The organism is Cohnella caldifontis (assembly GCF_029360585.1).
In the GTDB taxonomy this organism is placed as follows: domain Bacteria; phylum Bacillota; class Bacilli; order Paenibacillales; family Paenibacillaceae; genus Cohnella; species Cohnella caldifontis.
Map to the genome: position 1 here is coordinate 336,824 of NZ_JAQZSJ010000001.1, position 21,121 is coordinate 357,944.

The 21,121-nt window shown below is 60.9% G+C and carries 26 protein-coding genes; 5 read left to right on the forward strand and 21 right to left on the reverse strand.

The genetic code is table 11. The features are described 5' to 3' along the window. Positions 1 to 62: 62 nt before the first annotated feature. The 10 genes from accB to PTZ19_RS01735 all read right to left on the reverse strand — a co-directional run bounded on the left by accB (position 63) and on the right by PTZ19_RS01735 (position 6,902). A complete protein-coding gene (gene accB, locus PTZ19_RS01690; RefSeq protein ID WP_276351947.1) occupies positions 63 to 557 on the reverse strand; it encodes an acetyl-CoA carboxylase biotin carboxyl carrier protein in 495 nt (164 codons plus the stop codon). Positions 558 to 828: 271 nt separating this feature from the next. Continuing rightward, entirely contained in the window at positions 829 to 1,575 is a 747-nt protein-coding gene (locus PTZ19_RS01695; RefSeq protein WP_276351950.1) for a SpoIIIAH-like family protein, read from the reverse strand. Positions 1,576 to 1,598: 23 nt separating this feature from the next. Beyond that, positions 1,599 to 2,249, reverse strand: coding sequence for a stage III sporulation protein AG (gene spoIIIAG, locus PTZ19_RS01700; RefSeq protein ID WP_276351953.1), 651 nt, complete (start codon positions 2,247 to 2,249; stop codon positions 1,599 to 1,601). 5 nt (positions 2,250 to 2,254) lie between these two features. Continuing rightward, a complete protein-coding gene (locus PTZ19_RS01705; protein WP_276352284.1) occupies positions 2,255 to 2,992 on the reverse strand; it encodes a stage III sporulation protein AF in 738 nt (245 codons plus the stop codon). A gap of 33 nt (positions 2,993 to 3,025) precedes the next feature. Next, entirely contained in the window at positions 3,026 to 4,273 is a 1,248-nt protein-coding gene (spoIIIAE, locus tag PTZ19_RS01710) for a stage III sporulation protein AE (protein ID WP_276351956.1), read from the reverse strand. Positions 4,274 to 4,317: 44 nt separating this feature from the next. Next, positions 4,318 to 4,707, reverse strand: coding sequence for a stage III sporulation protein AD (gene spoIIIAD / locus PTZ19_RS01715; RefSeq protein ID WP_276351958.1), 390 nt, complete (start codon positions 4,705 to 4,707; stop codon positions 4,318 to 4,320). Between the two features lie 9 nt (positions 4,708 to 4,716). Next, positions 4,717 to 4,920 (reverse strand): stage III sporulation protein AC, encoded by a 204-nt coding sequence (spoIIIAC, locus tag PTZ19_RS01720; protein WP_276351961.1) that lies wholly within the window; start codon positions 4,918 to 4,920, stop codon positions 4,717 to 4,719. Positions 4,921 to 4,995: 75 nt separating this feature from the next. Continuing rightward, the gene (spoIIIAB, locus tag PTZ19_RS01725; protein ID WP_276351964.1) at positions 4,996 to 5,514 is read right to left on the reverse strand and encodes a stage III sporulation protein SpoIIIAB; all 519 of its coding nucleotides are present in this window, start codon (positions 5,512 to 5,514) and stop codon (positions 4,996 to 4,998) included. After that, positions 5,511 to 6,539: a stage III sporulation protein AA gene (spoIIIAA, locus tag PTZ19_RS01730; RefSeq protein WP_276351966.1), complete on the reverse strand. Its 1,029-nt coding sequence runs from the start codon at positions 6,537 to 6,539 to the stop codon at positions 5,511 to 5,513. Before spoIIIAA ends, spoIIIAB begins: the two co-directional genes overlap by 4 nt. A 96-nt stretch (positions 6,540 to 6,635) precedes the next feature. Next, positions 6,636 to 6,902 (reverse strand): YqhV family protein, encoded by a 267-nt coding sequence (locus PTZ19_RS01735; RefSeq protein ID WP_422614955.1) that lies wholly within the window; start codon positions 6,900 to 6,902, stop codon positions 6,636 to 6,638. 150 nt (positions 6,903 to 7,052) lie between these two features. Between PTZ19_RS01735 and comA the strand changes: the two genes are divergently transcribed. Further along, positions 7,053 to 7,871 (forward strand): phosphosulfolactate synthase, encoded by an 819-nt coding sequence (gene comA / locus PTZ19_RS01740; RefSeq protein WP_276351968.1) that lies wholly within the window; start codon positions 7,053 to 7,055, stop codon positions 7,869 to 7,871. 156 nt (positions 7,872 to 8,027) lie between these two features. After that, positions 8,028 to 8,489: a DUF441 domain-containing protein gene (locus PTZ19_RS01745; RefSeq protein WP_276351971.1), complete on the forward strand. Its 462-nt coding sequence runs from the start codon at positions 8,028 to 8,030 to the stop codon at positions 8,487 to 8,489. Between the two features lie 18 nt (positions 8,490 to 8,507). Here PTZ19_RS01745 and PTZ19_RS01750 read toward each other — a convergent pair whose 3' ends face one another. The 5 genes from PTZ19_RS01750 to PTZ19_RS01770 form a co-directional block, all read right to left on the reverse strand. After that, a complete protein-coding gene (locus tag PTZ19_RS01750) occupies positions 8,508 to 9,761 on the reverse strand; it encodes an aspartate kinase (protein WP_276351974.1) in 1,254 nt (417 codons plus the stop codon). 903 nt (positions 9,762 to 10,664) lie between these two features. Continuing rightward, positions 10,665 to 11,222 carry an elongation factor P gene (efp, locus tag PTZ19_RS01755; RefSeq protein WP_276351977.1) on the reverse strand — a complete coding sequence of 186 codons (558 nt, stop codon included), beginning with the start codon at positions 11,220 to 11,222 and terminating at the stop codon, positions 10,665 to 10,667. 33 nt (positions 11,223 to 11,255) lie between these two features. Then, positions 11,256 to 12,329 (reverse strand): M24 family metallopeptidase, encoded by a 1,074-nt coding sequence (locus PTZ19_RS01760; RefSeq protein WP_276351979.1) that lies wholly within the window; start codon positions 12,327 to 12,329, stop codon positions 11,256 to 11,258. A gap of 4 nt (positions 12,330 to 12,333) precedes the next feature. Further along, positions 12,334 to 12,780, reverse strand: a complete 447-nt coding sequence (gene aroQ, locus PTZ19_RS01765; protein ID WP_276351980.1) for a type II 3-dehydroquinate dehydratase — start codon at positions 12,778 to 12,780, stop codon at positions 12,334 to 12,336. Between the two features lie 106 nt (positions 12,781 to 12,886). Continuing rightward, complete coding sequence (locus PTZ19_RS01770; protein WP_276351981.1) at positions 12,887 to 13,393, reverse strand: YqhR family membrane protein; 507 nt, start codon at positions 13,391 to 13,393, stop codon at positions 12,887 to 12,889. A 171-nt stretch (positions 13,394 to 13,564) separates the two neighbouring features. On the opposite strand from PTZ19_RS01770, the gene PTZ19_RS01775 reads away from it, so the two are divergent. Then, on the forward strand, positions 13,565 to 14,497 hold the full coding sequence (locus tag PTZ19_RS01775; protein WP_276351982.1) for a DUF1385 domain-containing protein: 933 nt from the start codon (positions 13,565 to 13,567) through the stop codon (positions 14,495 to 14,497). A gap of 87 nt (positions 14,498 to 14,584) precedes the next feature. Then, positions 14,585 to 14,887: a hypothetical protein gene (locus PTZ19_RS01780; RefSeq protein ID WP_276351983.1), complete on the forward strand. Its 303-nt coding sequence runs from the start codon at positions 14,585 to 14,587 to the stop codon at positions 14,885 to 14,887. Positions 14,888 to 15,003: 116 nt separating this feature from the next. On the opposite strand, the gene PTZ19_RS01785 is transcribed toward PTZ19_RS01780, so the two are convergent. Together PTZ19_RS01785 and mntR are read right to left on the reverse strand one after the other, a co-directional pair. Next, a complete protein-coding gene (locus tag PTZ19_RS01785) occupies positions 15,004 to 15,960 on the reverse strand; it encodes a patatin-like phospholipase family protein (protein ID WP_276352286.1) in 957 nt (318 codons plus the stop codon). 141 nt (positions 15,961 to 16,101) lie between these two features. Next, complete coding sequence (gene mntR, locus PTZ19_RS01790) at positions 16,102 to 16,527, reverse strand: transcriptional regulator MntR (protein WP_276351984.1); 426 nt, start codon at positions 16,525 to 16,527, stop codon at positions 16,102 to 16,104. Positions 16,528 to 16,722: 195 nt separating this feature from the next. Between mntR and splB the strand changes: the two genes are divergently transcribed. Continuing rightward, on the forward strand, positions 16,723 to 17,781 hold the full coding sequence (splB, locus tag PTZ19_RS01795) for a spore photoproduct lyase (protein WP_422614963.1): 1,059 nt from the start codon (positions 16,723 to 16,725) through the stop codon (positions 17,779 to 17,781). On the opposite strand, the gene PTZ19_RS01800 is transcribed toward splB, so the two are convergent. From PTZ19_RS01800 to PTZ19_RS01815, 4 genes are read right to left on the reverse strand one after another with little or no spacing between them, the layout of a single operon-like run. Further along, positions 17,778 to 18,488: a cytochrome c biogenesis CcdA family protein gene (locus PTZ19_RS01800; protein ID WP_276351989.1), complete on the reverse strand. Its 711-nt coding sequence runs from the start codon at positions 18,486 to 18,488 to the stop codon at positions 17,778 to 17,780. The genes splB and PTZ19_RS01800 overlap by 4 nt on opposite strands. A 13-nt stretch (positions 18,489 to 18,501) precedes the next feature. Next, a complete protein-coding gene (locus PTZ19_RS01805; RefSeq protein WP_276351990.1) occupies positions 18,502 to 19,308 on the reverse strand; it encodes a metal ABC transporter permease in 807 nt (268 codons plus the stop codon). Positions 19,309 to 19,314: 6 nt separating this feature from the next. Beyond that, the gene (locus PTZ19_RS01810; protein WP_276351991.1) at positions 19,315 to 20,100 is read right to left on the reverse strand and encodes a metal ABC transporter ATP-binding protein; all 786 of its coding nucleotides are present in this window, start codon (positions 20,098 to 20,100) and stop codon (positions 19,315 to 19,317) included. A gap of 46 nt (positions 20,101 to 20,146) precedes the next feature. Then, positions 20,147 to 21,082 carry a metal ABC transporter substrate-binding protein gene (locus tag PTZ19_RS01815; protein ID WP_276351993.1) on the reverse strand — a complete coding sequence of 312 codons (936 nt, stop codon included), beginning with the start codon at positions 21,080 to 21,082 and terminating at the stop codon, positions 20,147 to 20,149. Between the last annotated feature and the right edge of the window lie 39 nt (positions 21,083 to 21,121).

The window sequence follows — 21,121 nt, forward strand, 5'->3', positions numbered from 1 at the left end:
ACGAGAAAAGAGCCGCGATCGGACGCGGCGTTCGGCTGCCGAATCGGGCGGCAATCCCGCGATTATTCCGGTTTGACAAGGAAAAGCGCTTGGCCGTATTCGACCAATTGGCCGTTCTCGACGAGAATCTCGACGATTTCGCCTTTGACTTCCGCTTCGAGCGGGTTCATCAACTTCATCGCTTCCAAAATGCAGACCACCGTTTTCTCGGTGACCCGGTCGCCGACGTTGACGAATGCCGGCGCATCCGGAGACGGCGCGCGGTAGAACGTTCCGACCATCGGGGAAACGATCCGGCGCAGGTTGGAGGTGTCGGGCGACGCCGCCTTGGCTTCCGGCGACGGCGCGGCGGCCGGGGCCGGCGTGTCCTGGACGGGCGCCGCCTGGGGGGCGGGCACGTATGCAGAGGCGATCGGGGCAGGCTGAACGCTTACCGTCTCGATTCGGCCCGGCTTGCGGATCGCGAGGCGCGTGCCTTCGTTTTCGATTTCGAGTTCATGCACGGACGTCTGGTCCACCAATTTGATCAGTTCTTTGATTTCGCTCAGCTTGAACATCCAGTCCACTCCTTGGGATAGGGGTCGGGCGCAGGGCTTGTAAAGACGGCCTGAACGATCCCATAACGGAATCATTATACCATAATCGACCGAAATGGAAAGACAAGCTAACGCCCCGCGCTCCGTCCCCTCTTGAGTTATGCGCCGACCGGAGGGATGGCCGCCGAGTCGGCCGGATCCGCCCGCCGGGTCCGGAAAACCGTGAAGCCGAAGACCGCCGGTCCCGCGTGTCGCGGTTCCGCAGCTTCGGCATCGGGATCGGGTTCAGGCGTCAAGGCACGTATTGGACGGACAGGCGGTCCGGCTTGACGTTCAGTTCCTTCGCGGCGAGATCGATGATTTTAACGGCTTCCAGCTTTTCGAGCTTGGCGGCTTGCACGACGACTTTGAAATTGGATTCGTTCTCCACGACGACGGCGCTGTCGTAATCCTGCACCAGCTTCTCTTCCAGGCTCGTCATGCGGGATTCCATGTCTTCCAGCCGGGTCAGCTCCTCGGCGGCGGAAGAAGCGTCCTCCTGCGAATGGTTTTTCGTATCGGCGATGATCGCGGTCAAACGTTCGTTTTCGGTGTCCCATTTTTCCTTCTGGACGCGCTGCATTTCATCGAGCAGCTGCCTGCCCTGCAGGTTGGTCATCTGCTTCAGTACCTCTTCGTCGCTCGGGGAGACCGAGCCTTCCGCCTGGCCGCCCGTATCGTCCGAAGCGGCGTCCTTCCCGTCCGTGCCTGCCGCGTCCTTGCCCGCGCCGTCCGGACTTCCCGTTCCGGCCGCTTCGCTGCCGGTCTGGGGGACGGCGGAGCCGTCCGGCTGATCCGTCGCGGGATCGACTTCGGTCACTTCCACGCCCTGGGAGAGATCCCCGGTCGCCTTGGAAGCGCCCGTTACCTCCTGCTGCTGCTTGCTCCCCGCGGCGTTCTGGGCCGGCGTGACGTCTTCCGTGAACAAGTAATACGCGGACAAAATGACCATGAGACTGAGCATCGAGACGAGCCAAATCGTTTGACGCTTGTTGTTCATGTTTCCATCCTCCTATCGTTGGATCAGGTTTTTCTCGGTACGACCGAAATCCGGTTCATCGGAACGTCCAGCCCCCGCGAGACCGCTTCCTGCACGAGTTTGCGCACCGTGGCGTTCTCGGCGCCCTTGGCGACGACGACCACGCCCCGCACCTTCGGCTTGACTTTCTTGACGACGATGGGCGCCTGGCCGCCGGACACTTCGTACAGCACCACCTGGCCGTCCCTCGTTACGTCCGTGACGTGGCGGCTCGTTCCGTTTTTGTCCGACTCGGTCGTCAGCTGCTGCGTCGTTTTCTCGTTCAGCTGAACGACCGTTTCCTCCGTCGAATCCACCGTCACCAGCACGTTCACGGTGCCCACTCCGACCATCGTTTCCAACAGATCCTTGAGCCGGCTTTCGAGCTGCGACTCGATATCGGCGAACGGATCGCTCTTGCCGTCGCCTCCCAGGAACGTTTCCTGCTGTTGAGGGGGGGCGTCCCGGTCCCCGGGAGGCGTGAATTCCGTCTGGTTGCCGGAAGGCACCTTCTTGACGTTCAGGAGCGAAGCGGCCAGCAGCAAGGCGGCTCCGATGAGGCCCAGCAGCACCAGCCACCGGAACGTCTTGATCCTGCCGGCTCCTCCGGATCCCCCGCCGATGAACGATTCGAGCCGTTCCAGCCACTTGGCCATTCCCTTCACCTCCCGTCTTCGCCATTCGTACCGCCGGAATCGCCGGACGCTCCGGACTGCACGGTCACCCGGTCGGCCGGCACCCCGTACCGGGCCGAAATCCACGCCGAAATCCGATTCGCCGTCCGCGGATCCGCCGTCGCGCCTGACGCCGCGGCAGAAGCTTCCGGCGGCTCCGCGGCAACCGGGCGGGCGTCTTCTCCGACGCCTTGCACCGTCACCGGTTCGACTTCGACGGGCTTTACCGCGGCGACCGGTTCCGGCGCCTTCCGCCCGTTTCCTGCGTCCCGCCCGCCGCCGAGGTTGACCGTCACTTCCTTCACCTCGAGCGTACCGTCGGTCCTCCAACCCATGTCGACCCGGACTTCGGCCGGCTTGGATCCCTCGTTTTCCGCCAGATCGGCCCGGATCGCTTCTTCCAACCGAGCGGCCGCCAGGCTTGCGGCGTCATCCCGCTGCTTCTCCTGCCATTTCCGGCCTTCCTCCCGGATGCGGGAAAGCTCTCCGGAAGCGGACGCGGTGTTTGCCCGGAAGGATGCGTCGTTCAACCCCTCGGTGAGCCTGCTGCTGAAATCGCCCTGGATCCACCGGAGGATCGGCGAAGCCACGGCCAGCAGGATGAACAACCCCGCGACAAGCCGGACGTACCGCTGCATCGTCCGGTTCGGCAGCAGCAGATCGACGATGCCGGCCAGCAGCACGACGGCGACGACCTGCTTCAGCCAGACCGACAATCCCTCCATCACGCGGATCCCTCCTCCCTTGCGGCCGATTCGCTATCGGATCATCAAGGCGGCGTTGCCGGCGGTCAGGATGATCGTGACGGCGAGGAAGAACATCAGGCCGACCGCCGCCAGCGCGGCGAAGACGTAGATCAGCGTTTTGCCGATCATCTGCAGGCACGCCGTGATGGGAGATCCCCCCAGCGGCTGCAGGACCGCGCCGGCCACGTTGTAGATCAGCGCCAGCACCATGATTTTGATGGCGGGAAAAGCGCACAGGAACAAGAGAATGATGACCCCGGCGAGCCCGATGGCGTTTTTGACGAGCAGGCTGGCGGAGAGAACGGTGTCTGCGGCGTCGGAGAACATCCGGCCGACGACGGGCACGAAGTTGCCAGTCACGAATTTGGCGGTCTGCAGCGCGACCCCGTCGGCGACGGCGCCGGTGGCGCCCTGGATGGACAGGACGCCCAGGAAAACGGTGAACATCACGCCCATGACCCCGACGGCGACGTTCCGCAGCAGATTGGCGAGCTGCGTGACCTTGTACCGGTCGCTGATCGAGCTGACCAGGTGGAGCACCGCCGAGAAGAACAGCAGCGGAAACACGAACAAGTGAATGAACGTCCCCACCGTATGGATCATGAACACGATCAAGGGATGAAGCACCGTGACGGACGCGACGCTTCCGGTGCCGGCCAGCAGCGTCAGGAGCAAAGGAACCATGGCCAGCATGAACTGGACCATTCGCTGAATCGCTTCCCCCGCGTAGGAGGTCGCGGTCCGAAAGCTGTTGACGGCCAAGATGAGCAGCACCAGGTAGGCGATCCCGTAAGCGACCTTGCTCACGGCGCCCCGCTCGAAGGCGGTTTGCATCGTTTCCAGGATCATCGTGAATACCGTCAACAGGACGATGGTGACGAGCAGCTTGCCGCTGAACAGCACTTCGTGAAGGAAGTAGCGAAGCAGGCCGGAAAGCGCTTGGCCGAAACTCCAGGGCCGGTCGTTCGGGAACATCAGCTGGCCGACCTCGGGCAAGTTGCCGTCCGGGAAGTACCCCCCGTACTTCGTCCTCAGCTCGTTCCAGAATTGTTCGATTTCCTTCGTCTGCATCTGCAGGGACTGCTTTTCGGCCAGCTCGGCGACGACGCTGCCCGGCTCATCCGCCCCGATCCGGGACGATGGCGCCGAAGCGGCTTCCCCGCCGGTCCCGGGGGCGTTATCGGAAGCCGAAACGGACCCGGCAAAGAAAACGAATGGCATCAGCAGGAGCAAGAGAACCGCGAAACAGCGGCGGCGCATGATGGTCTCCCTCCCGTTTCTCCCGTCGCCCGGCGGCGGCCGCGTCAGGCCGGCAGCAAGTTCAGCACCGTTTCGACGACGACGCTGATGATGGGGATCGCCATGACCAGAATCAGCATTTTGCCCGCGAACTCGATTTTCGAGGCGATGCTCTCGAGCCCCGCGTCGCGGACGATTTGCGCGCCGAATTCGGCGATGTAGGCGATCCCGATGATTTTCAGCATCGTCTTGAGGTAGACGGACGGGATGCCGGATCTCGCGGCCAACTCGTCCAGCACGGACACGACGCCGCCGATTTTGCCGATCAGGGCCAGGAAGATGCCGACGCCGGTGAACACCGCGAGCAAAAACGCGAACATCGGCTTCTGTTCCCGGATCACGAGAATCAGCACGGTGGCCAGAAACGCGACGCCGACGATCTGAAGGATGTCCATCGGCTTCACCTACTGGAACAGAAAAATCGTCTTGATTTCCTGAAAGAGCTGGTTGAGCAGCCTCACCACCATGAACAGCACGACGACGAAGCCGATGACCGTAACCCAGTGCGCCATGTCTTCCTTGCCCATCTGCTTGAGTACGGTATGGATCATGGCAACGATGATGCCGATGCCGGCGATTTGGAAAATGGTGCTGACATCGATACTCATGGCCTTCTCCCCCAAACGTGACGTTAAGGCTGCTTGGTTTGGGGGCTCCCCCAAAATTGGAATGGATCACTCCGATTACAACAACACGATGACGACGAGGGCCGCTCCCAGGACGCCGAGACTGCGGCTCATTTTCTCGTATCGCTGCTGCTCTTCCCGGGCCGCCGTTTCCTCCGCCTGCAGCTGGAGCATCGCCAGCCGCACGTGCTTGAGCTGGTCTTCCCTGCCGCTTCCCCCGAGGGTCGCTCCCAAGCGGGCCAACGCTTCGCGCTCCGGGGTTTTCATGGCCGTACGGCTCCATCCTCCGGCGATGGCTCGTTCCCAGATTTCCCGGACGGTCGGGCCGGCCCGCTGTTCCAATTGGCCGGCGATATTGGCGAACAGGCCGGAAACGGGCTCGGGCACGACGCCCGCCAGCCGGGCGAGCGCTTCCGGAAGCGGCGTTTGGCCGTATTGGATTTCGGTCTCCAGCCTTTGCAGCGCGTGGATGAGCTGCCGGATCTGCCGGGGCCGGGCGGCGAACCGCGCGGCCTGCGCGTATCCGATCAGCGTCCCCGCGAGCAGGACGAGCATAGCGCCGGCGAATCGGATCATGGGACCGGCCTTTCCGCCGCGAAGGCGTCGGGAGAACGGATCGCGGGCTTTGGACGGGATTTGAATTCCCGCGACGTCTGCTCGGCGGCGATCACCCGGTGTTCCACTTTCCCGCCGGACCGGGAGAGCAGCACGTAAGCCCCGAACATTCCGCGTTCCGCCATGCCGGCCAGCACGGGCCTCGAGAAGACGTCCTCCAAATCCGCGGCGTGGGCGGTCGCCACGACCCTTACGCCGGCGTGCAGCGCTTCGGCGAGGGCGTCCGCATCCTCCTGCCGGCCGATTTCGTCCACGGCGATCACCTCCGGCGACATGGAGCGGATCATCATCATGATGCCTTCCGCCTTCGGGCAGGCGTCCAGAATGTCCGTGCGGGGACCCAGGTCGAAGGAAGGAATGCCGGCTTCGCAGGCGCCGATTTCCGACCGCTCGTCGACGACGCCGACTTTGCGCCCGCCCCAGCCGGCCGCGGCGGCGTGGGACCATTCGCCCGCGCTGATGCAGCGGATCAGGTCGCGCAGCAGGGTCGTTTTCCCTTGTTGGGGAGGCGAGACGATCAGCGTGTGCCGGACCGTGCGTTCCCGGAAATCCAGGATGCCGGGCAGCACGGCGGCGGCGCAGCCGCCGCGCGCGCGGGCGATCCGGACGTTGAAGCCCGTGATGTCCTTGAGCCGCGCCACGGTCCCCCGCTCCAGCACGGCTCGTCCGGCCAATCCGACGCGATGCCCTCCTTCGACGGTGATGTAACCTCGCTTTAACTCTTCTTCCACGGCGTACAGCGAATGGCGGGTCACCCTCTCCAGCAGCGCCCGGCATTCTTCCCTGCCCGGCGCGTAGGCGGAGCGGCCGTCCGCGGCGAGCGAACCGTCGGGGCGCACGAAGGCGTAACGCCCGGCATAGCCGATTTCGAGCGGACGGTTTTCCCGCACCCGGATTTCCTCCAGCGTCATCGCCGCATGCTCGGGGAGCCGTTCCAATACCCCCCGCAGCGGATGAACGAACAAATCGGGAACGTTCGGCGCCATTCACCAGCCCCCTTTCCGGCAGAAGTTGTCCTTTGCTCTCTCATATGTATGCCTGGACCGCCCGAATATGACTGCTTGGCCCGTTCCTCCGCGCCTCTACGTCTTGCGCAAAACGCCGATCAGGATGCAGCCGACGCCGGCGAGCACCCAAATCAGCTTGCTCGGGGACAGCTTGTCCGACAGCCCGACGAGCCCGATCGCCATCGTCGAGATCAGGACGAGCGGACCGACCAGGGCCAGCATCGAATTGACGATCAGCGCCTTCTCCACGTTGTTGAGCCGTATCATGACGATCGCCGCGGTAAGCTCGAGGCTCCCGGACAGCATTCTGAGCACCGCCATGCTGAGCGCCGACTTGTCCAAATTCGCCCTCTCCTTTTTCCGTGTTTGTATCGATTCTATGCGGAGTTTTCCGGCAACTTGTCTACTTTGTCGCTTCAGGGAACCGGCGGATAGGCAACTGCATATATTGCTTTTGATCTTCCACCTTGTGGACCGACGAGGAGAGAGAACATGGAAATTACGGCAAACCTCATGTGGCCTTTGGCGCTGTCGGACCCGAGCGGACGGCGTTCCGCCAAGCCCCGGAGCCAAGGCGTCACGATGGTGATCGACAAGGGACTGGGCCGCTTCGCGTTCGAGGATCTGGTGGCGGTGGCCGGCGCGTACATCGACATCGTCAAGTTCGGATTCGGCACGTCGCCGCTGTATCCCCTTGAGGTTCTGAAAAACAAAATCGATGCCGCCAAACGCTTCCAAATCACGGTAATACCGGGAGGGACGCTGCTGGAGACGGCCGTGGCCCGGGACGTGGTGCCTGCCTTCTTCCGCCAGGTATTGGCGCTCGGCTTCGACGGCATCGAGGTATCGGACGGCACGATCCAACTGCCCCGGGACCGGCGGGACGAACTCATCCGCGACGCTTGCGCGCTCGGACTCAGGGTGTTCACGGAATACGGCAAAAAAGCGTTCGGATCGCGGATCGACGCGCTGGAATTCGCGAGGACGGCCGAGCGGGATTTCCTGGCCGGGGCGGAATTGGTGACGGTGGAAGCGAGGGAGTCCGGCGTCGGGGTCGGATTGTTCGACGAGCAGGGATCCTGCCGGGAGAACGATTTGCGCGAAATGCTCCAAGTGGTGCCGAGTCCGGAGCGCATCTTGTGGGAAGCCCCGCAAAAAGAACAGCAGGTGTCCCTGATCAAGACGATCGGACCCGAAGTCAACCTCGGCAACATCCCGGTCCAAGACGTGCTGGCGCTTGAAACGATGCGGCGGGGCCTCAGGTCCGACACGTTCGAGCTGAACCAGCCGTACTCGGATTACGTGATCTAGGGGACTTGGATTTACCGCGTCCAAAAAGAAACGGAAAGCCCCGCAGCATCGGTCTGCGGGGCTTTCCGTTCTAAATCCGGGACGGGCTCCATATCGTGGTACAAGCGCCGTTGCTCCATGACGCGGCAATTCGTTTTCGGGAGCGTGTCTCACAGGATGAACGGTGAAATCGTGCTCGTCGCCCTGATCATCATCGGTCTGCTGGGGCGTTCTCCCATCATCACGACGGCGGCGTGCCTGCTGCTCATCATCAAGCTGATCCATTTCCAACGCTACCTGCCGGTAATCGAGAGGCGGGGGCTGGAATTCGGCTTGCTGTTTCTGACGCTGGCCGTGCTCGTCCCGTTCGCATCGGGCAAAATGCAGGTCAAGGACGTGACCGCCGCGTTTACGAGCTGGACCGGCTGGGTGGCCCTGTTCGGAGGGGCCGTCGCCACCTATTTAAACAGCAAGGGGCTCGATCTTCTCAAGATCGACCCCCAGCTGATCGTCGGCCTCGTCATCGGGTCCATCATCGGCATCGTGCTGCTGCGGGGCATCCCCGTCGGGCCGCTGATGGCCGCGGGACTCACGGCCTTGGTGATGAAAATCGTGCAGTTCATCGCGGGAAAATTTTAGCCTCGCGACGGTTAACGGTTAACGGCGTTCTTGCGGACCGCCGACGTACGCGGTGTCGGCCGTGTCCAGCCCGTACGCGGTATGGAGGGCGCGCACGACGTCTTGCAGCGGTTCCGCCGCGATCACGCACGATACCTTGATTTCGGACGTGCTGACCATTTTGATGCTGACGCCGAGTTTCGAAATCGTGTCGAACATTTGGGCCGCGACGCCCGGGTTGGACACCATGCCCGCGCCAACGATCGACACCTTCACGAGGTTTTCCTCGTAAGTCGCCTCGTCGTACGGCAACGCACCGCGGATCCCCGCGATGACGTCCATCGCGCGGGGACGGTCGGCCAGCGACACCGTGAACGAAAAGTCCGCTTTGCCGTTCTGCACGCCGCTTTGCACGATGATGTCCACGTCGATGCCGGCGTCCGCCAAGGCGGTGAACATTTTCGCCAGTACGCCCGGCACGTCCGCTACGCCCAAAATGCTGATTCTCGCCACGTTTTTGTCATACGCGATTCCGCGGACGACGACCCCTTGTTCCATTTCGGCTTCCTCCCTCACGAGCGTTCCCTCGTTCTGCGTAAAGCTGGAACGCACGACCAGATTCACGTTGTAATGTTTCGCGTATTCCACCGCCCGGGGATGCAGCACGGCCGCCCCCAGGTTCGCCAGCTCGAGCATTTCGTCATAGGAGATGGCTTCCAGCTTGCGGGCGTTTTTCACGATGCGCGGATCCGTCGAATATACGCCGTCCACGTCGGTATAAATCTCGCAAACGTCCGCCTTGACCGCCGCAGCCAGCGCCACCGCCGTCGTGTCCGAGCCCCCGCGGCCCAGCGTGGTGATCTCGCCGTCGTCCGTCATGCCCTGGAAGCCGGCTACGATGACGATGTTTCCTCCCTCCAGCGCTTGGAACAGCTTCTCGGGCGAAATATCGGTGATGCGAGCTTTGCCGTGCACCGCTTCCGTCCGGATCCCGGCCTGCCAGCCGGTAAACGATTTGGCCGCGTGGCCGCGCTGGTGGATCGCCATGGACAGCAGGGCAACCGAAATTTGCTCCCCGGTCGTGAGCAGCATATCCATTTCCCGCGCCGGCGGGTTATCGCTGATTTCCTTCGATTTATCGATCAGATCGTCCGTCGTGTCGCCCATCGCGGAGACGACGGCCACGACGCGGTCGCCTTGCAGCTTACGGTCGATGATCCGCTGGGCGACGCGCCCCATGCGCTCGGCCGTGCCGACGGAGCTCCCGCCGAATTTCATCACGATCAAAGCCAACGGTCCTTCACTCCCCAAGTAAACATTCGCATAATGCCTAACATTATAGCATATGTACCAGGGTCCAAAAAGCAAAAAAATCGTGAATAACATGGGAGTTCGCGGGATCGGATGAGGCGTAATGCTTGCTCATTCGTGGGAGCAGGCAGTAGGCGCAAATATTGCGGATTGAGCGAGGGTTCGTTTACGGAAGCAACCCTTAGGCGCAAAAACGTGGGTTGGTCTTATGTGAGCATGCAGTAGGAGCAAGGTTTGTGGTTCTAGCGAGGTTCGTTTCCGGATGCGGCCTGTAGAAGCCATATTTGGGGTAGAGCGAGGGTTCGTCTTTAGTCTGCGCGAACCAGGCTGCGGGCACGAAGATTGTGGTTTGTGCGTCCGGCAAGGCGGTTCCATACATGAGCCGGGTTTCGCTGTTCAAAAGTTCCTTTACCCCTCGTTTGCCGCGGGGTTCAACGGCCAGTTAGGAAAGAAAGTTTCTTAATTCCTCTCTAAACACGGGGTTCAACGGCCAGTTAAGAAAGAAAGTTTCTTAATTCCACTCTAAACACGGCGTTCAACGGCCAGTTAAGAAAGAAAGTTTCTTAATTCCACTCAAAACACGGGTTCGACTTCCAGTTAAGAAAGAAACTTTCTTAATTCCTCTCCTTATCTCCCCACTAATCACCTGCTGCAGCCAGGAGATAAGGATGAAAGTTCACTCAACTCCTCCCGCCGTGAAGGGTCCGAGGACCTCTCGCCGTCCCTTCCGGTCAAGATGCTCTCTGAGGACGGGCAAAACATACCGCAAAAAAATCCCCGCCGTCCAGATAGATCGGACGATGCGGGGATTCGGATCGAGATCGGCGCAATGCATCGGCTCAAGTAACTTGATCCCGCTGCGGTTTACGCTCCTCCCACGTTGGCTTACGCGCGGGAGATGTACTTGCCTTCGCGGGTGTCGATCAGCAGCACGTCGCCTTCGTTGATGAAGAGCGGGACCTGTACGTTCAGGCCGGTCTCGACCTTCGCGTTCTTGGTGGCGCCGGTCGCGGTGTTGCCCTTGATGCCCGGCTCGGTCTCCGTTACTGTCAGCTCGACGTTGTTCGGCAGGTTGATGCCGATGATTTCGCCTTGGTAGCTGAGGATGTTGACGTTCATGTTTTCCTTCAGGAAATTGATTTCCCATTCCAGCTGTTTCTTGTCCAGCTCGAATTGGTCGTACGTCTCGTTGTCCATGAACGTATATTCATTGCCCGAATTATACAGGTACTGGACCTGACGGTTCTCGATCATGGCGCGGGACACCGTCTCGCCGGCGCGGAACGTTTTTTCGACGACGTTGCCGTTGCGCAGGTTTTTGAGCTTCGACCGCACGAAAGCGGCGCCTTTGCCCGGCTTCACGTGTTGGAAGTCGATGACGGAATAGATGTCTCCGTCTACCTCGATGGAGAGGCCTGTCTTGAAATCGTTAACGGAAATCACTGAAACTTTTCCCTCCTGTGGAATGGCCGCTCCTTAGTCCAGTACAATCAGTTCTTTGGGGGAGCGTGTAAGAATTTGAATGCCGTTGTCCGTGAGGATGACGTCGTCCTCGATCCGGACGCCCCCGAAGCCGGGGACGTAAATGCCGGGTTCGACCGTCACCATCATGCCCGGCGCAAGGACGGTATCGCAAGTCAGCGACAGCCTCGGTTCTTCGTGGATTTCCATCCCGAGACCGTGGCCCGTCCCATGGCCGAAATGGTCACCATAACCATACCTTGTGATGATGTCCCTCGTCAAGGCGTCGCCTTCGCGCCCCGTCATACCGGGCTTCAGATGGTCCAGCGCGTATTGCTGCGCTTCCTTCACGATGGAATAGATTTCCCGGTGTTTGTCCGTCGGCGTGCCCACGAACACGGTCCGGGTCAAATCCGAGCAGTATCCTTTGTAATAAGCCCCGAAATCGAGCGTGACGAACTCGTCCCGGCCGACCTTTTTCTCGCTCGCGACGCCGTGCGGCATGGCCGAACGTTCCCCGGACGCCACGATCGTGTTGAACGAGGGGCCGGTCGCGCCGTTCTTCCGCATGAAATATTCCATTTCCGCCGCGATTTCGATCTCGGACACGCCCGGCTTGATGAAGCCGAGAATATGCCGGAACGTGCGGTCCGCCAGGTCCGCCGCCTCCTGCATGACGGCGAGCTCGCCGGCGTCCTTCACCATGCGCAGCCCTTCGATGATTCCGCCTGCCGGCTGAAGCTGCGCGGGCGCGAACGCTTTGGCCCACAGCGCCTGCTCGGCGACCGTGACGTGGCGGTCTTCGAACAAGAGCTTCGTGACGCCCCACGCCCCGAGGGTTTCGGCGATCGTCGCGTTCAAATCCCGTCCGTGCTCGATGATTTCGAAGCCTTTCGCCTGCTCGCCGGCTTGAAGCCGGTAACGGAAATCCGTCAGCAAGGCCGCTTTGTCCGGGGACAAGAGCACCACGCCGTGCGTCCCCGTAAACCCGGTGAGATACCGGCGGTTCACCTCGCTCGCGACGACGATCGCCTGGCCGCCGGCCTCCGCGATTTTCTCCCGAAGCCGTTTCGCTCTTTCGTTCGGCATCCCTCTATCCCCTTTGCTTTCGAATATGATCGAGCAGCGCGGTCAGCCCCAGTTCGTATCCCAGCGAACCGAAGCCGGCAATCTGTCCTACCGCCACGGGGGCGATAACGGAAACGTGGCGAAACGCTTCCCGTTTATGGATATTGGACAGGTGGACTTCGACGACCGGCAGCCCCACGGAAGCGAGGCCGTCCCGCAAAGCGTAGCTGTAATGCGTAAACGCCCCGGGATTGATCAGGATCCCGTCATGCCGCCCGTATGCCGCGTGGATGGCGTCCAGCAGCGCTCCTTCATGGTTGGACTGGAAAAAATGAAGTTCCGCCCCGAGCTTGGCGGCCGACTCTTTCAACCGGTTTTCGATGTCCTGCAGCGTCTCGCTGCCGTATACGCCGGGCTCCCGGATCCCGAGCATGTTGAGGTTCGGGCCGTTTACAACCAGAATGCTGGGCATGCCGACAAATTCCTCCCCGCCGGCGCGGGCATCCCGTGCCGTAGATTCTCCGGTAAAGTTCACCAGAAAATTGTATCACAGACCCCGGCGCAAGAAAACCGGAAGGTCAGCCGGCGGCGGGTTCCGGCTCCCGTCTCGCCTCGTCATGGAATTCGAAAGCGATGCTGTATCCGATGAACAATCCCCAAATCAGAAACAAGCAGCCGTCGGTGATCATGCTGTTCCAACCGATCTTATTCAGCGGGGGCACCGCCCCGATCGACGGCCCTGCCCAAAGATAGAAGCCTGCCCACCATGCGGCTCCGAAGAGCAAGCCCGGATAAGGGCCCCGGTACGGTTTCAGCACCACGTAGTAAACCAGCGCCGCCGCCATGGACATGAGGATGAACAGGGCCAAACCCGTGATTTGCCAGTACGCGCTGGCCAGCGCGCTCCGCTTGACCCAAGGATCGGCCAGGAAAGCCGCCGGAACCTTGGTCAGGTTCATCGCGACGGCCAGCCAGCGGACCGATCCCCAGATCAGACCGGCGAAAAAGCCGATTTTCAGACAAAACCGAACCGGCGGCGTGCGGATCGGCTCGTCTTCTTCCCGCCTTGCGGATGATTCGGCCATGACGGCACCCCTCCCAGCCTGGCTTTCGAGTCAGCTAATGGATGAACATTAGGTTATCCCGCCTCCGTTTTCCTTACTCTCCCATGCCCGGCCGCGCGGCGGTCGTTGTAGCAATCCGCCATTCGATCTAGTAAAATAAGAAACACATCCTCTTAAAGCAGGTGAAACCGAATGTCCCAACCGACCGCTGTCTACGGCGGACAGGCCGTCATCGAAGGCGTCATGTTCGCGGGCCGTACCGTGAACGTAACCGCCGTCCGGCGCAAAAACCAGGAAATCACCTTCTACGAGGTGCCCAGGAAGGATTCTTCCTCCTTATTGAAAACCGCCAAAAAAATCCCGTTTATCCGGGGGATCGTCGGCATTCTCGAATCCGCCGCCAAAGGCTCCCAGCATTTGACTTATTCCGCGGAAGCGTATGCCGAAGACGAGGCGGGCCCGGAGGCCAAACCCGAGCCGCGCAAAGAGAAATGGAACCTCTCCATGATCCTGGGCGTAGCGGTCGTCGGCATTTTGTCGTTTATCGCCGGAAAATTTATTTTGACTTTGGTGCCCGCGGCGCTCGAAGATTTGATTTTCGGACGGGCGTTCGAGAATAAAATATTGCACAACCTGCTCGAAGGCCTGATCAAAATCATCCTTCTGCTGGCATACTTGTGGGGGATTTCCCAGACGCCGATCATCAAACGGCTGTTTCAATACCATGGCGCCGAACATAAAGTGATCAGCGCTTACGAAGCGGGAGAAGAATTGACGGTCGAGAACGTTCGCAAGCAAAGCCGGCTTCATTATCGCTGCGGAAGCAGTTTCATCATCTTCACGGTGATCGTCGGCGTCATCCTTTATTCCTTTTTCAGTTGGGACACCCTGATCGAGCGCTTGGTGATCCGCATCGCCTTGCTGCCGGTCGTGCTCGGGGTTTCTTACGAAGTGCTGCGCGCGACGAATGCGGTTCGAGACGTGCCCGTGCTCCGTTGGCTCGGTTATCCCGGGCTGTGGCTGCAGCTGCTGACGACGAAAGAACCGAACGACGAGCAAATCGCCGTGTCGATCGCTTCGTTCAACCGGATGAGAGAATTGGACCGGCAAGTGAATCCGGTATAAGAATCGGGGAGGCTCCGCTAAACTCCCTATTCGCATCTGCGGGGAGAGTTTGGCTTCGCCAAACTCCCGATTAAAGGAGGAATCGCCATGCAAAGCCGTTTCCATCCCCTGTTTTACGTCATCCTGCCGCTCGCCGTCCTGGGTTTCGCGTCTCAATTCGAAACGATTTGGCGGTCCATGCTGCTGCCGCTGGCGATCATCGCGGTGCTGTTCGTCCTGTTTCTGGCCACGCAGAAACGGTCCTTCCGGCCCCGCGTATCCCGCACCTCCTACCGGCCCGCGAGCCGGCCGGCGGACCGAAAGCCGAGACCCAAATCGAAAACCGTGCCTTTCAAGGTGATCGAAGGCCGCAAAAACCGCGGCGACGAGGAGCCGCCCCGGTATCACTGAGCCTTCCGCGGATCGCCGCGAACGCCGGACGAACGCAACGCAAAAACGCCTCCTGCTCTCCGCTGCAGGGGGCGTTTTTGCGTTGCTGCGCAGCTGCGCGTCGGCTTCCGCCAGCGTTATGGAAAAGGCTTCTCCGTCCGCAGCTTGCCCGTCCGGCAGTCCCACCTGCCGAAAAACTTCCGTCCGGCGGCCAGCCCCGCATCGTACAGCTTCGCGCTGTCCTCGGGCGAGAGGTCGAATTGGGTCGTCCCCACCCCCATCGTCGGGATCCGGATCGTGCGCACCCAATTTTGCTCTTCGATGTATCGCTCGTCATGGGCGCCAAGCATCGTTTCGAACATCGCCTGGAACATCGTGATCGGACCGCTGATCCGGTGATGTTTGGCTTCCGATCTTCCGATCATCTGAAAGCCGATGACCGGCACGCCCTTGCCGTCCGCGGCGTCGTGCTCGAAAAGCCACAGCGGGAAATTGCTGAGCAGCCCGCCGTCCACGATGTAGGAAAATCTCGCCCGGACCGGCTCCCGGCTGCGCGCCTTCCTCGTCCTTAGCGGCTGGCGCAGCACGACGGGATCGAAAAAATACGGAATGCTGGTGCTCATCCGGATCGCCCGGGCGACCGGAAACCGGCGGGGATCGATGCCGTAATCCGCCATGTCGTCCGGCAGTACGAGCAGTTTGCCGTTCGTGATGTCGGAAGCGATGATCCGCACTTTGCCGGGCGGCAGGTCGCCGAACACCCGGACTCCTTTGGCGGCGAGCAGGCGCGCCACCCAATCTTCCAGGGCGTCACCCGCGTACAGCCCCTTTTTCATCAATATCCGGACGGCCGGACCGATCAACCGCACGTTGAAGATCGGGGCCCGCTGCATGAACGTGCGGAAAGGCGTGGATTGGATGATGTCCTTCATCTCCAAAGCGGTGTAACCCGTGGCGATCAGCGCCGCCACGATGCTGCCGGAGGACGTGCCCGCTACCCGATGAAAGCCCACGCCCGCCATTTCGGCCGCCCGCACCGCGCCGGCCAGGGAGATTCCCCGTACGCCCCCGCCTTCGAAAACCGCGTTCACCATCGTTCGTTCCACTCGCGTTCCCCCCGCAGCAGGATCGGTCCCTATCAGCACCATCCTATGCGGGCCGCCCGGGTGTCAGACCGCTCCGCGAATCCGGCCGAAACGGAAAAGAAGCTTCCCCGTCCGCCGGGAAAGCTTCTTCTACCCTTCGTTCTCCAATTCCGCGCGGATCCGCTGCAGTTCTTCCCTGCGGGATTCGTCGCGGTTGAAATACTCCACGAGCGTCTCGATGCAGGTGATCGAATCCCAACTTAGATGGTGCTCGATCCCTTCCACGTCGCGGTATATGTTTTCCTCCTGCACGCCGATCATTTTCAGGAACGACTCGAGCAGGTGGTGGCGGTCGACCAGCCGTTTGCCCATTCTTTTCCCTTTGTGCGTCAGGATCAGGCCTCGGTACTTTTCGTAAATCAAGTAATCGTCTTTATCGAGCTTCTGGATCATTTTCGTCACGGAAGAGGGATGGACCTCCAGCCCCTCGGCGATATCCGATACCCTGGCGTAGCCCTTCTCGTCGATCAGCCGGTAAATCCGTTCCAAATAATCTTCCATGCTCGGGGTCGGCATGCCGAAGCCCCCTTTCCACCTGATCGTCGACACCGTCGACCGCACGGGAAAACCGCCCGTGCGAACGCTTGCTTTTAGTATCATACACCGTGCCGGGCCGCAGGGGCAAGCCTGATTGTCGCCGTACGGCGCCCGGTTATCCCGCGCCTCCGCCGCGCAAACTATCCGGAAAAGGAGGCGTTTGCCTTGAGCACGCTGACACCCGCTCCTCCGCGACCGGTGCGGGAGACTCCGGTTTTCCAGCCGGAACTCGTCTATTTCGAGCCAGCCTCGCTCGACTATCCGAAGGGTCGGCGCATCATGGAATACGTCAAAGACAAGGGCCTTCCTTATCGGATGACCACCTCGCACAACCGGATCACGGGACTGCCCGGAGAATCGGAAACGGAGCAATACAAAATCGCCAAACGAACCCTCGTCGTAGGCGTGCGCAAAACGCTGAAATTCGACCAATCGAAGCCTTCCGCGGAATACGCCCTCCCTCTCGCGACGGGCTGCATGGGCCACTGCCATTATTGCTATCTTCAAACGACGCTGGGCGCCAAGCCCTATGTCCGGGTTTACGTCAACACGGAGGAAATTTTCCGGGCCGCGAAAGCCTACATCGAGGAACGGGCGCCGGAAATCACCCGCTTCGAAGCCGCCTGCACCTCGGATCCGGTCGGCTTGGAGCCAATTACGGGTTCGCTGGCGGAGGCGATTCTGTTCATGGCGAAGGAACCGCTCGGCCGGCTTCGCTTCGTCACGAAATTCCACCATGTCGATTCGCTGCTGCCGCTCGAACACAACGGGCACACGAGAATCCGTTTCAGCGTCAACGCGGACTACGTGATCCGCCAATTCGAACCGGCCACTTCCCGGTTCCATGAACGGATCGAAGCGGCGGGCAAAATCGCGCGCGCGGGATATCCGCTCGGCTTCATCATCGCGCCGATCATCTGGTACGACGGCTGGCAGGAAGGTTACGCGGAGCTGCTGGCCCGCCTGGGAGAAGCGCTGCCTGCGGAGGCGGCGCGGGACCTCACGTTCGAGCTGATCCAGCACCGCTTTACCAAAACGGCCAAAGCCACGATCCTGAAACGGTATCCGAAAACGAAGCTGGAGATGGACGAGGAGAAACGCAAGAAGAAATGGGGACGTTGGGGGCAGAACAAATACGTGTATCCGGACGACCAGGCCGACGCGCTCCGGATGTTTCTCAGCGAGCGGATCTTCGAGACGTTCCCGTCGGCCCGGATCGACTACTTCACTTAAAATTTCAGCCAGTCCGGCGTGATGCTCTGCAGCCAGATCGTGATCTCGATCATCCGGTCCGTGAACAGCAGAATCCCCATGACGATCATCAGCGCGCCGCCGATTTTCATCATCCGATTCGAATATTTCAGGATCCAGCGGGCGGAACCGAGGAAAAACGCCAGCACGAAGAAAGGCACGGCGAAGCCGAGCGAATACGCGGTCGTCAGCCCCGCCCACGTGCCGGGGTTGCTGGCCGCGAGCAGGATGATCGACGACAGGATCGGCCCGATGCAGGGAGACCAGCCGGCCGAAAAGCCGACGCCGAAAATGAAGGAACCGAGGTAACCCGCGGGGCGCGAGGACACGTCGAATTTGCGCTCCTTCATCAGCAGCTGCGGCTGGAACACCCCCAGCAGGAACAAGCCCATCAGCACGATCAGAATGGCGGAAATTTGGCGGATGACGTCCTGGTATTCCCGGAACGCCTCCGCGAACGCGTTGGCGCCGTAACCCAGGGCGAAGAACACCATCGAGAAACCCAGGATGAAAAACAGCGTATGCGACATCGTCCGCAGACGGACTTGCCGGCTCGTGTCCGTCTTGATCTGCGTCACTGAAATGCCGGTGATATAGGACAAATAAGACGGATACAGGGGCAGGCAGCAGGGCGAGATAAACGATGCGAGGCCGGCCGCGAAAGCCACGCCTACGTTGAGATCGGACATGGTGGAACTCCTTTCACACCCGGGCCATGCGGGTCCGGACAGTCAGCGACGCGATCAACAGAAGGATGAGCAGCAGCACGACGGTACCGCCGGGCGCCAAATTCCAGACGCCGGCAATCCACAGTCCGGCGAGGACGGCCGCTTCGCCGACGATCACGACGATGGCGACCGCCTGCTTGAAGCTGCGCGACAGCGCGAGGCTGCAAGCGGCCGGCACGGTCAGCAGCGCGGACACGAGCAAGGCTCCGACGATTTTGATGGCCGCGCTGATGACGAGCGCGGTCAAGATGCTGATCATCACGTTGAAGAAGCGGACGGGCAAGCCGCCGACGGCCGCAGCGTCCTCGTCGAAAGACAGCAGGAACAGCGCCTTGCGGTTCAGCCCGACGACGGCGAGCACGATAGCGGTGACGGCCGCGATCACGAGCAGGTCCGCATCGTCCAGCGTGTAGATGCTGCCGAACCAATACGAGTTGGGGTCCAAGTTAAAGCCTTTGCCTAGCGTGAATAAAATCGAGGCGAGCGCCACGCCGCCCGACATGATGATGGCGAGCGATAGCTCCGCGTAAGTTCGGTACGTTTTCCTCAGCTTCTCGATGACGAACGAAGCGGCGACGGCGAACAACAACCCGACGGCGATCGGGTACACGCCGACCAGGAAGCCGAGCGCGACGCCGGCGATGCTGACATGGGACAGCGTATCCCCGATCATGGCGAGCCGCCTTAGGACGAGAAACAGCCCCATCAGCGGGGCTGTGACCGCAATGAGCGCGCCACCGATCAGCGCTCGCTGGAAAAATTCCATGGTAAACAGATCCAACGGAGATTACCCTTCTTTCCGTATGGTGTGAAGCAGGTCCGTCTCCGCGCAGTCCTCGGTCTCGTGCGAATGGCGGACGTAAAAGCTGAGCTTGCCCGCCGTTTCCTTCGGCTCGCGGCCGAGATAGGAGCGCACCATTTCCATGTCGTGGGAAACCATCAGAAACGTGATAACGTGCTTCTGGTGCAAGTGGCGGATCAGGTGGAAGAAGTTCGCCTGCGTTTCCGCGTCGACCCCGGACATCGGCTCGTCCAAAATCAGCAGCTTCGGCCCGCTGATCAGCGCCCGGGCCAGGAACACGCGCTGCTGCTGTCCGCCGGACAGCGCGCCGATCCGCTTGTCCCCCAAATCCTCGATATGCATCGCCCGAAGGGCGTCGTCGCAGCGCGCCTGATCTTCGCGGCTTAGGCCGCGGAACAGCTTCTTCCGGCCGTACAAGCCGGATAGCACCACCTCCCGCACGGTCGCGGGAAAAAGCGGATTGAAATTACTGCGCTGGGGCACGTAACCGATGAAATGCCGATCCTTGAACCGGTCCGCGGGTTTGCCGAACAGCTCGATGCTCCCGGCGTCCGGCTTCAGCAGTCCGACGATCAAGCGAAGCAAGGTCGATTTGCCCGCCCCGTTGGGGCCGATCAAACCGACGAAGTCCCGCTCCCGGATCCGGAAGCTCAAGTCGGACAGCACCGGCTTATTGCCGAAGGAGAACGAAACGCGGTCCAGCGCGATGATCTCGGGGTGGCAGTTCAACTGGGTTTCGGTTATGGCTGGGACGGTTTGAACCGCGGTCATCATGCTCCCTCCGATTTCGGATCGGCCGAACGCCGAACGTTTTCTTTTATTGTAATGCCTTCACCAGGTTTTGCAAATTCCGCCTCATCAGACTGAAATAATCCTCCCCCGCCTTCTCCTGTTCCGGGGATAGGCCCTCCAGCGGATTCAATTCCAGCATTCGGGCATCCGTCTCGCCCGCGATCGTCTCGGTCAGTTTATTGGAAACGAGCTCTTCGAAGAAAATGGTCTTGATGCCGTTCTCCTTGATGAACCGGATGACGTCCACGAGGTCCTGCGCTCTCGGCTCCGCCTCGGCGGACAAGCCCATGACCGCCACCTGCTTAAGCCCGTAGTCGCGGCATAAATACCCGAAGGCTTGGTGGGACACGACGATATCGCGGCCTTGATAAGGAGCGAGTTCTTTCCCGAACTCCGCGTCCAGCTCGGAGAGGCGGTTTTTGAGCGCTTCGTAGCGGCTTTCGTACGCCTTGGAATGGGCGGGATCCGCTTGGACGAAAGCTTCCTTCACGTTGCCGGCCATGACGAGAACGGATTTCGGGCTGACCCAAGTGTGGGGATCCACCCCGGTATCCCCGTGCCCGTCGGCTTCCTCCGACGCGCCTTTGATGAGCGGAATGCCTTGGCTGGCTTCGACGGCCGTCAGGCTGCCGGACTTACCGATCCCGCCCAGGAAATCCTCCGTCCACGCCTCCAGCCCCGCTCCGTTGTACAGAAACAATCGCGCTTGGGAGACCGTCTGCAAATCCCGGCTTTTGGGCGACCAGTCATGGGGCTCGACGCCGGTCGGAATCAGGTTGACGACATGGGCGTCTTCCCCTCCGATCTGGACGGCCAAAAAATAGAGGGGATAAAACGTCGTGACCACGCTGACTTTCCCTTCCGCCTGCGCACCCCCGTTCCTGCCGCAGCCCGATAGGATCAAGACCGCTGCCAGAAGCGCCGGCATGGCGGCCCGAGAGACTCTGAATAAGCATTTCATCGTTTCGGAAAATCTCCTTAATCGTAATTATTCTGATTT